This is a genomic window from Gemmatimonadaceae bacterium, from assembly GCA_036273715.1.
GTDB lineage: Bacteria > Gemmatimonadota > Gemmatimonadetes > Gemmatimonadales > Gemmatimonadaceae > JADGGM01.
The window spans coordinates 1-11864 of sequence record DASUHB010000008.1 but is presented as its reverse complement, the minus strand read 5'-3'; the positions used below and the strand labels follow the sequence as shown (position 1 = coordinate 11864).

Here is an 11864-nt window from a genome sequence, read left to right as displayed (position 1 = left end):
AGGCAGTGCCAGAACGCGTCGTCAAGGGGAGCTCTTCCGTGCGTCCCCAATTGCCGTGATCCAAGCAATGAACTCGCTGTGTCGTAGACGATACCGCCCAAGAATGTCTGCTCGTAATGCGATCAGATCACGGCGAGCAGCCGCGACGAATCCGTCGCGGTCCGTCTCGAGCACACCAGATGCGGCAGCTTTCGCGTTGAGTTCGGTGTCGCTCGGCCAAACACGCTCGATGACACTCTCGGCAACAATCGAGCGGAGTTGCGCCCGATAGTTCAGTCGTATTGGGTCCGGCCGCCCCATTGCTTCCCTGAGAACCGCGAACTGTCCGCATGACCGTTCGTAGGCCCATTCAAATACGTCTCGCAGCAGGGCGACGTCGGTGCGCTCGTAAACGGCCAGTATGCCCTCCGTGTAGCTCTGCTCCGGCACATCTACGAAGGAGAGCGGACACAGGTTCGCTTTGACGAGGGAGATGTTTGCCGCCAAGCGCGACGTCCTTTTGTTGACGTCTCGAAATGGCTGCAGGTATGGGAGGTGGACCATGACAAAGAAGGACTGCTCTAGCGGGTCCGGTATCGCACGTGTCTTCGCAAGAATTTTGTCGAACTGCTCGTCGATAAGCTGAGGGATCGCGATAGGTGTGTAAACCGAAGTGCCGATCGCAACAGGACGAGACCGTAGGCGACCCTCGTCGTCCAGATCGTCCAACAGATTCTCCGCGAGTAGCGCGTGCAGATTCAGGACGGTACGTCGATCGAACTCGATTTCCTCCGCGTTCTCCACCAAGAACTCGATGGCGGCCTTGTGATTGAGGATCATCTGGCGATCGATGTCCGATGCACCCTCAGGTTCGCGTCCCGCGCTGATCAACTCTTCCGTATCGATTCGGCTGTACTTGTTTCCCTCTAATCGGCTCGATCCCCAGGACAGATCGATAACGAGGCGCTGCATTATGTCCCGGGCGTACGTTCCAGCGGGCTGTCCCGCGAAAGCTGTTGTGCCAAGTTGCGTTAGACGTTGTCGTGCCGCCGTTGGGATATACCACGTACGGCCCGGGTCGTAACCATCAAGGAATTGCGCGCGATATGTAACTGGCAGTCTCTGGCTGCGGTGCTGTCGTATCAACGCCAAGACGGCCGCAGCCTCCCTCGATAAGGGAATCTCGGCTGTCGGATTCGAGCGGGCGTTCTCGTTGGGCGGAAGCCAGTATTCCTTTTTAGCGCCGCTCGCGGATGAACTGGCGGTTGATCTTGTGTCGCCGTTCTCGGGCGTTAATAGGACCTCCGGCGGCGTGGACACAGCGACATAATGGGGATCTCGACCCTCGTGACTCGCGGTCACAACCCCCTGTTTCGCAAGTTCTTTGAGTCGGCGACCCAATGTGCTGTACGCAACGAGATGGCCCGTCCGCGAATGATGCGCTGCGCGCAATTCCGTTTGCCTGAGGCCATCAGGAAACGCCTTCAGGGTCTCGAGAACCTCTTCGCGCTCTCTGGCGACAGCAACGCGACTTCTTTTCGGCATGAGGTCCGATATCGCGGTGTTAGATACAAGCTCGACAGCACGTGCCCGAAGATCCCCCGACGCGGAGGCGTTCGGGCACGCAGCTTAGCCAGCTACGTCTGAATTACTTCTCCACAAAATACGGAGAATATCCGTAAAAGTAAGGCGTTCCTCCTAATCCTCCATAAACTAGCCGAATTATATGGAGAATCGGCCAGGAATACGGCTGATCGCCGTATTTCATTACCTGCCTGGAGGCCACAACCAGCCCGCACCGGAAACCCGGCGCAAAGCTACAACGTGTAACTTTGCGTCCCGGATAGAAGAAGAAAAAAGGCGGACGCGGTTCACCACCGCGTCCGCTTCCAGTCGCGCCCAATTATCCGGCTTCTCCCGCCGCGCCCGGACCGACCTAACTTCTCATTCGGCGACTCGTGGGCTTTGTCTTCGATCCGAAGCGTTCACTGCCGTATCGACCTGCCGCAGCCCAGCCTTCCGCTACTGCCGCTCGCCGACGATCGGGTGCACGTTCCGCCCCCGCATCCTGTCGTTGAATGCTGTGACGTCGGTCTTCAGAAACTGTGCAACCTGCCCCTTGATCGTCTGCACCTGCCCGTGAAGCAACTCGGCGACCTGCTTGGCCTGATCCGTCGGCGCTGCATCGGAGCGCTGGACCTCATCCGCCAGGTACATCAACTTTTCCGCTAACATCGGCGGCCAGCGGACGTCGTCCTGTCCGCGACCCGTCACCTTCATCTGGAAGAGCTGCTGCTCGACGTTCACCAACTTGTCGCGCAGCGAATCGCTCGCGCTCCGAACGTCCGCCATCGTCGAATCGTTGCCGGCAAGCGTGTGCAACCCCGCGAGCTGCGCCCGTACCACTTCCATCGCATTGATCTGATCGACGACGTCGTTGATGTCGGCGTAGAGCCCGCGCGTGAGCGCTGCCTGCGCGGCAATGCTTTGCTCAGTGCCGCCCGATGCGGGATCCTGGAGCACCGTGAGCTTCTGCGTGTCGTGCAGATCGTCGACGGCAACAGTGACCGTGTACGTGCCGGGCGGCTCGAGTAGCGCGAAACGCCCGACGTCCGGCGCCGGAATGCCCGACGCCTTCACCTGGAACCAGTTCTGGCCTAACGGACTCGCCCGCAGCTTCGCCTCCTTCGTGGCATCGCCGTATAGATCCCACTGGATGCGGTTGAGCCCCACGTGCGGCCTCACCTTCATCGTGCGCACGACGGCGCCCGAGTTGTCGGCAATCGTCACCTTCGCGCTGTCGGTGCTGTCTTTGCGCGCCGTCTTGAGCCAGAAGTCGAGCGTCGCGCCGTCCGCCGGATTTTTTCCGGCAACGATGTCATCGAGCTCCGTCGCCGGCTCGGCCACCTCACGATATCGATACTGCGGCCGCGGCTCGAGCAGCGCGAGCGGCTTCTCGGTGAGCTGCGCGTTCCATTGGTGCAGCGGCGATAGGTCGTCGAGAATCCAGAAGCCGCGGCCGTACGTGCCGATCACCAGATCCTGGAAGTGCGGCTGCACCGTGACACCGTACACCGGCGCGTGCGGCAACCCGCTTTGCAGCGGCGTCCAGTTGTTGCCGGCATCGAAGCTCACGTACATGCCGCCTTCGGTCCCGAGATACAGCAGACCTTTTCTCGCCGGATCCTCGTAAATGGTATGCGCGTACGACAGCGGCGACTTGGCGATGCCGCGCGTGATCAGCGTCCAGCTCTTGCCCCAGTTCGTGGTTCGGTAGACCCACGGATCGAAGTCGTTCACCTGGTGTCCGTCGATCGCCATGTACGCGGTGCCCGGTGTGAACCTCGACGGCTCGATGCTCGACACTGTGCCTAACTTTGGATACCCGCTCGGCAAATTGGTGACGTTAGACCAGGATTTGCCGCCATCGCGCGACAACTGGACGAGCCCGTCGTTCGTGCCCACCCACAGCTCGCCCTTCGCCAGCGGCGACTCGGCGATCCAGTAAATGACGTCGGCGTATTCGACGCCGATGTTGTCCGGCGTCAGGCCGCCGGAGATGCCCTGCTTCGACGTGTCGTTGCGCGTGAGATCGGGACTAACGACGTCCCAGCTCTGGCCGCCGTTGGTCGTGCGGTGCAGCACCTGCGAGCCCGTGTACACGGTGTTGTGGTCGTGTGGCGAAATCATGAGCGGGAAATTCCACACGAAGCGGTACTTCACCATGTCCGCCGGTGCACCGGCGACGTTCTCGGGCCACACTTCCACGTTGTTGATGATGTGCGTGGCCACGTTGTAGCGAACGACGATGCCGCCGATCGCGCCGGACCCCGACGCGCTCGACCAGACGAGATTCGAATCGACCGTATCGGGAATCGCGAAGCCGCTCTCGCCGCCGCCGACGCTGCGCCACTCGCCGCGCCAGATCCCGCCGTCGGCGCCGAGCTTCGAGTTGCTCGGCCCCATGTACGACGTCCCGTCCTGTTTATTGCCGTACACGTCGTAGGGAACGCGATTGTCCACGGTGACGTGATATACCTGCGCGATGGGCAGTTGCACGCGCAGAAAGTTCTTCCCGCGGTTCATCGTGATCGCCACGCCGCCATCGTGCGCGACGGCGAACCGGTTTCCGTTAGTCGGATCGATCCAGATGTCGTGGTGATCGCCGCGCGGGAACTGATCGCCCTGCAGATCGATCATGGTGACGCCGCCGTCCAGCGTCTTCGTGAAGTCGGACGCCAGAAAGTACACCTCGTCGGCGTTGTCGGGCATGACGTCCATGCGGGAGTAGTACGCGGTGCGCCCCATGGGCTGCAGGTCGCTGTTGATGAGCTTCCACGAGGCACCGGCGTCATCCGAGCGCCACAGACGCCCGGTATCGGTGGGCGCGCCGTGCCACGGAATGCCGTCGCCGGTCTCGATCTGCGCGTAAATGCGCTGCGTGTTGGCCGGGCTCAAGCCTAACGTCACTTTGCCGACGGGCCGAGTGGGGAGGCCGTGGCCCGTTAGGCGTGACCAGGTGGTCCCGCCGTCGGTCGACTTCCAGATGCCGCTGCCCGCGCCGCCGCTCTCGCGGCCCCACGTGTGCGTCGCGATCTGCCACGTGCTCGCGTACAACGTCCGCGAATTCTTCGGGTCGAGCAGCACGTCCACCGCGCCCGTCGAATCATTCACGAACAGCACCTTCTCCCACGTCTTGCCGCCGTCGGTCGTGCGGAACACCCCGCGATCCGCCTCCGGACCGTACGTGGTGCCGAGTGCCGCGACGTATACACGGTTGGGATCGGATGGATCGATGGTGATGCGCGAGATGCGTCCCGTGTTCTCGAGTCCCGCGCGCGACCATGTTTTGCCGGCGTCCGTCGACCGGAACATGCCCCAGCCGACCGACACGTGGCTCCGCAAATACGGCTCGCCGGTGCCGACGTACACGACATTGGGATCGGACGGCGCGACCGCGATCGATCCGATGGATTGCACCGGCTGATCGTCGAAAATCGGCGTCCAGTGCGCTCCGCCGTCAGTGCTCTTCCAAACGCCGCCGCTTGCGGCGCCGGCGTAGTACGTGTTCGGATCGCCGGGCACGCCCGCGATCGCGTCGGTGCGATTGCCTTCGGGGCCGATGAAACGCCACTTGAGCGTCGCAAGAAAGGCAGAGTCGGGGGCGGCGCCGTTGGCCGCCTCCGCCGCATTCGCAGCTTTCTCTGACTTCCTGGCTCGTGATTTCGATTGCTGAGCGTGCGCCGAGACAGCGATGGCCACGAGGAGCGGGACGGCCGTGGCCAGGCGCAGGGCAGTGCGGATGGAGCGCGACATCGAGCGAACCTCGAGGATGGATGTGGGCGGGAACGAGCAACAGCGGCAATCACTAACTATGGATGATGCGAGCGCAACTGCGTGAGCACGGCGCCGAGCGAGTCGATCTGCTTGCCGTATGCCGACCAGTCTCCGGCGCGCTGCGCGGCGATCGCCCGATCGTAGTGCGACTGCGCCTGTTCGATCAGCGACGCGACGCCCGCGGATGGCGCCGGCGCCTTGCCGTTAGGCGGCGGCGCGGCGGCCGTGCCCTCCGCCTGCTGCGCCGACACCGCGATCGTCGCGCCGTTGCCGAACATCGCGTCGAGCGCCTGGTCGAGCGTCTCGCCCATCACCACGCGATCGCCGCTCGCCACTACCACCCGCTTCATTTCGGGAATCGATCCGCCCGCCGCACGCAGAAAAAGCGGCTGCACGTAGATCAATGACTCCTCGATCGGGATGACCAACAGCTCGCCGCGGATCACCTCCGAACCGCGCTGGTCCCACAGCGTGATCTGGCGCGAGATGTCGGTGTCCTGATTGATGCGGTTCACAATCTGCTTCGGTCCGTACACGAGGCTCTGCTTCGGGAACCGATACACCATCAGCTGGCCGTAGTGCGCGCCGTCCATGCGCGCCACCATCCACGCTGCCAGGTTGTCCTTCCCGCGAGGCGTGAAGGGCGTCATGTAGATGAACTCCTCCTTCTGCTCACCGGGCAGGCGCATGATCATGTGCCGCATGTACGGCGTGCCATTGTTCTGCTGCTCCGGCTCGGGAATGTCCCACTGATCCTCGCGGTGATAGAACGCAACCGGATCGTCCATGTGGTACGTCGCCTGGAGCGCGGCCTGGATGCGGAACAGCTGTCCGGGATAGCGCATGTGGCGTTTGATGTCGGCGGGCATCTTCGACATCGGTTGGAAGATCCCGGAGAAAATATTCTCGTACGTGCGGATCACTGGGTCATTCGGGTCGATGACGTACGCCGTGAGCGCGCCGGAGAATGCGTCGATGGTCACCTTGACGCTGTTGCGCATGTAGTCGATGTCCTGCACCGGCTTGGCGTACGGATAGCCGCCGTTCGTGGTATAACCGTCGAGGACCCATTTCAGTTTGCCATCGTCGGTGACGACGATGTACGGCTCGCTGTCGAACGACAGGAACGGCAGCGCCGTGGAAACACGGTCCATGATGTTGCGGTGGTACATGATCCGTGCGGCGCCGGTGATGTCGTCGGAGAACAGGATCTGCAGCGACCCGAACTGCATGGCGTAGAGCGCCCGGCGCAGGAAGGAGCCGACCGGGACCCCGCCGGTGCCCGAATACGAGGTGTAGATGTTCTGTTCGCCTAACGGGTAATCGAACTCCTTCTGCTTCGTGTCCACGAACACGTACTGCTCCGCGGCCTGACCGTAGTAGATCTGCGGCTGCGTGACCTTGATGTTCACGGTCGACACGGGCGGCACGTCCTTGATGAACAGCACCGGCAGCCCTTCGTCGGTCACCTGGTTCACGGGCGCCATGGTGATGCCCATGCCGTGTGTGAAAGTCAGCCGGTTGTTGATGAACGTCTGCGTGGGCAGAGACGACGAGTTGAGCTCGCGCACCGAGAGGTGCACCTGCCGGTAGTCGCCGTCGATGACGTAGCGGTCGTCGTTCACCGACATGAAGTCATAGTACGTGCGGATTTCCTGCAGCTGTTTGAAGGTCTGCTGGAGGAGATCGCGTTCCCAGAGCCGCACGTTGTTGATGGTCGGCACGTTGGCCTTGATGTCGGCCATGGTGAGCGTCGCCTCGCCGCTCAACGAGCGCGTCTGCACATCGTCGAGTCCCCAGGCGGCGCGCGTCGCCGCGATGTGATACCGGAGGTACGGCGTCTCCTTGTCCAACTCGTTCGGCACGACGACCAGCTTCTGCACCGCCAGCGGCAGAATCCCTCGGCCCACGATGCCGACAGCGGCATAGAGGATCGCTGCAATCGCCAGCCACCGGAGCGTCCGGCCGCGCACCGCGCCGTAAATCACGAGTCCCATGGCGATCAGCGCGACGATGGCCGACAGCCGTGTGGCCGGCAGGACGATGTGCACATCGGTATAGCTCGCGCCGACTAACGGACCGGTGGTCGAGTACAGCAGCTCGGAGGTGTTGACGATCCACAGCTGCGCGGCAAACAGCAGCGCAAGCACGGCCGCGAGCGCCGCGAGATGCACCTCGGCCCCGCGGTCGGCGGGCCCGTGATGCGAGCCGAGCGGGATCTGGCCGCGCAGCGCGTACACGGCGCCGGCGCCGACGAGCGACAAGATCACGAGCACGACCGCGAGCCCCAACACATCGGACAGGGCGGGCAAGCGGAACATGTAGAAGCTGATGTCCCGTCCGAAGAGCGGATCGGATGTGCCAACGTGCGCGCCGTGGAATGCCTGGACGTAGGTCATCCAGTTGGCCGCCATGTAGACGCCGATCAGGAACGCGATGACTAACGGTACGACCCACGAGAGCCGCATGATCAGGCCGGACACATCCACCAGTTCCTGTGACGTGCGCTGCGTGTAGAGCGTGGGTGCCTTCCCGGTGCGGCGCGCGGCGAGCCGGAAATTGCCCGCGAGCACCGCGTAGGAGACGACGCCGCCGAGCACGAACAGGACGATGTGCCACGTGAGCGACGTCACGTACACTGTCGTGAACCCGAGCTGGCGGAACCAGAGCCAGTCGGTGGCGAAGCTCACGAGCCACGGTATGACGACGAACACGAACAGGGCGGCGGCGACGATGGCGAACATGACCCGTCGCGCCACGGGTGGCACGGGTGGGCGGGGTCCGATGCGGCCGGATCGGATATCGAAAGGCATGGTCATGACGTACAACATGGCACAAAGCCCGGTTTTGCACCAATTTCTGCGTGACCCGCCGGCGGACGTTAGGACCCGGCCCTGGTGTCGATAACACCAAACACAGCGACCGCTGGTGTCGTGACATGACGGTCGACGTGCCTGGCCATCACAAAGGACAACGCCGCCACCATGCGATGTCGTGGCGCCTATCCGATTTGCGCCGCTCAGCCCTGATAGATTCGTTCGCTGATCTTCGAGGAGACTGAAATTGTCGTGTCGTCAGGCAGCTTCAGTTGTCGCGGGCTGTCGGCACAGTGACTCTGGTCTCCGTCCGGCAACGTGGGTTCGCAGACCGGCGTGTGCTACGGCCAAGGCCCACGAGCGGCGACGCATTGGACATCCGCGGCCGATCGTGCTAGCGTCAAGCCATGAGTGATCTGAGCAATTGGGAGGCCGACCACCCAGGCGTGTCTCCAGAGTGGTGGCGCGATCGGAAGCCCCACTTCCCGATCCGCGCGTACAAGGCGTTCGAACACTTCCACGACCGGCTGTGGGTCTACCGGAATCAGCAGACGGAAGAGCATCTGCATGATGTGAAGCTCGCCGTGGAGTCGCTCATCGCGGCGATCAACCAGGTGACGGACGTGAGGCTGAAATTGGTGCGCGTGCAGATCGGCGTCGCGCACAAGTATCCGAACCTGCTCAGGGCGCTCCACAATTTCCTGGCGATCCTCCAGCCACACGTAGTGCCCGAGGGGTATCGGGACATCTAGCCATCCGGCCTAACGCAGCAACGAAGCTGCGTCGACGAGTGGTTTGCGACCGACAAGTACCGTCACAACTCTAGCCGCGGCCAATGCGGCGGCGCGGGCTCAAATGTGCCTCCGCAAATCGTGTCCGATGCGTACGTTCGCTGGTGAATGGCGTCTAACGCAACTTGCGCCCGAACTCGGGTTCGGACGCAGCTTGCTTGTCTTCGTCGTTGGATGTCTGGTCGTTACGGCATGCGCACGGCGTCACGTCAGCGGCGATTCTGACTAGGACAGCTTCCTTACGCCTAACGAGCGGAGGCTGGTCGCGTTCATTCTCTCGCCGACAAGCTGGTCGCGCGGCACGATACAAGAGCGGAACGCCGCGTAATGCAGCGTCCCGCTTCCAGTTGGCCCTCCTGGTCTCGAACCAGGACTCGCCTGATCCAAAGGGGCCCGTTAGGAACTCAAAATCAAGCAACTCGCTGCCAAATCGCGAGGCCGTGACGTCCGCTGCCGGAGTTTCACGCCGAGAGTGTCGTAGAATGCCTGCCAGGTCCGACCCGCCGAGCAACTCGCACTGTGGTCGTTCTGCTTTCGCTCCGTGTCGAGCTGAGTTCGTCGTTATAACACCGCCAGCCGGTGCGGCCAAACCTCGTGGTACGATGATGCGCCATCGCCGATTCCGCCTTACTGGTTAGGCGCTCCACTCTGGACCGGCGCGCGCTCATTCTCGGTTGGGAACGGTTTGGGCGGATACGGGCCGGCGAGCTTGCCATACGCGCTCGCCCAGAAGTCCGGCGGACCTTCGCTCTCCACCACGCGGTTGTGAACCGGCTTGACGGCGCGCTTGAGGTAGGCGGCGATGGCCCAGAGGTCGGCATCGTCCATGTGTCGCCAGTCGGGCCACGGCATTGGAGGCGCAAGGTACCGCGGATGCGCCGGGAAATTTCCCTGGCCGGGTGTCATCGACGTGATGTCGACATCCGGCGTGTCCTCGGGGCGCAGACCATAGCGAAGCGCGTTGAAAATCTGGCGCTCGGTGAATCGTCCGAGCCCGGTCTCGTTGTCGGGCGTGAGGTTGCGCGGGTACGTCTTGAAGCAAGGCTTGGCGTCGGGATGGACCACGTTGCACGCGCCAACCGCGAACACCTGGTCGTCGGACATCTTTCCGGCAAGCCATCCCGGCGCGGACGGATCATCCAAGCCGCCGTGGCAGCCGCCGCAACCATGGGACAGCACGCCTTGACGGCCGCGTGCTATCAGAGCCATCGCGGACGTGTCCGGCGGTGTGGGACCGGCCACCCGACCGGACTTGGCGGCGCGTGCGCCAATGAGAACTGCTGCCGCGAAAAGCGGCATCGATGCAAGGATCCAGCGGGACGACATGCGCGAGCGCGTCATTGGCGGCCTCCCCCTAGAAGTTGAGTTCGAGAACCCCCATCATCCCTTCGTCCTCATGGTCGAGGATATGACAGTGGTACATCCACTTCCCCGGAAAATCGTCGAAGTGCACGACGATCCGCAGCGAGGAGTGACCGGGCACATTCACCAGATCCTTCCAGCTCGGAAACGGCTCCGGCACACCGTCCCGGTCGAGCACCTGAAATCGGAATCCGTGGAGATGGAAGGGATGATCCATGCCGACGACGTTCTGAATTTCCCAGATCTCCGTAGTGCCGAGGCGACCGTGCAGGTCGACGCGATTCGCATCCATCTTTCGTCCGTCGATCATCCCTTGCGACATCACGATCACGCGGCGCATCGCGACATGCGTGGTGTCCAGCGGAGGCACGTAGCGAAGGAGGGTGGGGATGGGAATCGCCGGCGCGGCCGGCGCGTGGCTCACGACGAGGGACAGCAGTGACCGTGTGCTGTCCCAGTCGGCGGGTCGTGTCTGCGGCATGTACCGGTCGTACGGAAGATCATTGAGCGGCGTGCGCTCGCCGGGCATCGATCCGCCTCGAACCAGTGCTTCGATACGTCCGCTATTGGCGACCACGACGTCGTGGATTAGCACCGGGTGCGCGAACAGGCCGCCATCGCTTCCCACGTGAATGAGCTGCGCTCCCGGCAACGACAACCGATACACGCGTGAGGCTGACGCGTTGATGATCCGCCAACGTTGCACACCACCCGGACGGATCTGGATTGTGGGCATCACCTGGCCATTCACCATGAGCACGTTTCCTTCGCGTCCGTTCTCGAGGTCGACCTCCGCTTGGATGGATCCGGAGTCGGGGAATGAGATCGCACCGTGTGCGTCGAAACGATTGTCCGAGAGGATGAGCACTTTGTCGGGGATGCCGAGCGCCGCAAGCGGATCGTCGCGCGCGCGGACGATCATTGCGCCGAAGAGCCCCTTTGCCACCTGGTACGACGACCGGGCCTCAGGGTGCGGGTGGTACCAGTAGGTTCCCGCGTATCCCGCCGGGATTCGGAAGGTGTACACGTAGGTCGATCCCGGCGGGACTGGGAACAGGGGACTCCCATCTGCGCTCGCGGGAAGATGCAGTCCGTGCCAGTGGACGGTGGTGGTTTGGGGCAGGTGGTTGTGGAAGTGGACGACGACGCTGTCTCCCTCGCGCACTTCGAGCGTCGGGCCGGGCACCATGCCGTTGTATGCGTAGACGTCGACCAGGGGACCACCAGGCATGAGGTGCAGGTGTGCCGGCGCGGCGGTGAGGTCGACGTCCACCAACCCGGGCACCGTGGAGCGATTTCGCAGTGTGGGTGGCTGGCGAAGGGTGTCGGGGGCGGTCGCGTGGCCCGGCTGTGGCCGAGTGGCCATTGACGCGAACCGAGCGTCGAGGGGGATCAGCAGCACCATCGCCGCGGCGAGCACGGCGTCCACAGTGCGCATGGGGCACCAGGGTACGGCTCTCCGGTGGAAAAGTCCAGCGCTCCTAGCGGCAGGCAGCAAAGAGCCCGACCCCAAGCGGCGTTGGTCGGGCCATTTCAGTTGCCCCTCCTGGGCTCGAACCAGGACTCTCCTGATCCAGAG

At 63.1% G+C, this 11864-nt stretch carries 6 protein-coding genes; 1 reads left to right on the top strand and 5 read right to left on the bottom strand.

Annotated features, from left to right (window positions below; genetic code table 11):
- Nucleotides 1-21: 21 nt before the first annotated feature.
- The 3 genes from VFW04_01060 to VFW04_01050 form a co-directional block, all read right to left on the bottom strand.
- Nucleotides 22-951 carry a Fic family protein gene (locus tag VFW04_01060; protein ID HEX5177892.1) on the bottom strand — a complete coding sequence of 310 codons (930 nt, stop codon included), beginning with the start codon at nucleotides 949-951 and terminating at the stop codon, nucleotides 22-24.
- Nucleotides 952-2001: 1050 nt separating this feature from the next.
- On the bottom strand, nucleotides 2002-5295 hold the full coding sequence (locus VFW04_01055; protein ID HEX5177891.1) for a hypothetical protein: 3294 nt from the start codon (nucleotides 5293-5295) through the stop codon (nucleotides 2002-2004).
- Between the two features lie 56 nt (nucleotides 5296-5351).
- Nucleotides 5352-8075, bottom strand: coding sequence for a UPF0182 family protein (locus VFW04_01050; protein ID HEX5177890.1), 2724 nt, complete (start codon nucleotides 8073-8075; stop codon nucleotides 5352-5354).
- Nucleotides 8076-8539: 464 nt separating this feature from the next.
- On the opposite strand from VFW04_01050, the gene VFW04_01045 reads away from it, so the two are divergent.
- Complete coding sequence (locus VFW04_01045) at nucleotides 8540-8884, top strand: hypothetical protein (GenBank protein HEX5177889.1); 345 nt, start codon at nucleotides 8540-8542, stop codon at nucleotides 8882-8884.
- A gap of 666 nt (nucleotides 8885-9550) precedes the next feature.
- On the opposite strand, the gene VFW04_01040 is transcribed toward VFW04_01045, so the two are convergent.
- Together VFW04_01040 and VFW04_01035 are read right to left on the bottom strand one after the other, a co-directional pair.
- Nucleotides 9551-10132 (bottom strand): hypothetical protein, encoded by a 582-nt coding sequence (locus VFW04_01040; protein HEX5177888.1) that lies wholly within the window; start codon nucleotides 10130-10132, stop codon nucleotides 9551-9553.
- Between the two features lie 145 nt (nucleotides 10133-10277).
- Nucleotides 10278-11723 (bottom strand): multicopper oxidase family protein, encoded by a 1446-nt coding sequence (locus tag VFW04_01035; GenBank protein ID HEX5177887.1) that lies wholly within the window; start codon nucleotides 11721-11723, stop codon nucleotides 10278-10280.
- Between the last annotated feature and the right edge of the window lie 141 nt (nucleotides 11724-11864).

Excerpts from the sequence above, each read along its gene's own strand:
- VFW04_01040 (HEX5177888.1), bottom strand. The coding sequence starts at position 10,132 with ATGGCTCTGATAGCACGCGGCCGTCAAGGCGTGCTGTCCCATGGTTGC.
- VFW04_01035 (HEX5177887.1), bottom strand. The coding sequence starts at position 11,723 with ATGCGCACTGTGGACGCCGTGCTCGCCGCGGCGATGGTGCTGCTGATC.
- VFW04_01045 (HEX5177889.1), top strand. The coding sequence starts at position 8,540 with ATGAGTGATCTGAGCAATTGGGAGGCCGACCACCCAGGCGTGTCTCCA.
- VFW04_01060 (HEX5177892.1), bottom strand. The coding sequence starts at position 951 with ATGCAGCGCCTCGTTATCGATCTGTCCTGGGGATCGAGCCGATTAGAG.
- VFW04_01055 (HEX5177891.1), bottom strand. The coding sequence starts at position 5,295 with ATGTCGCGCTCCATCCGCACTGCCCTGCGCCTGGCCACGGCCGTCCCG.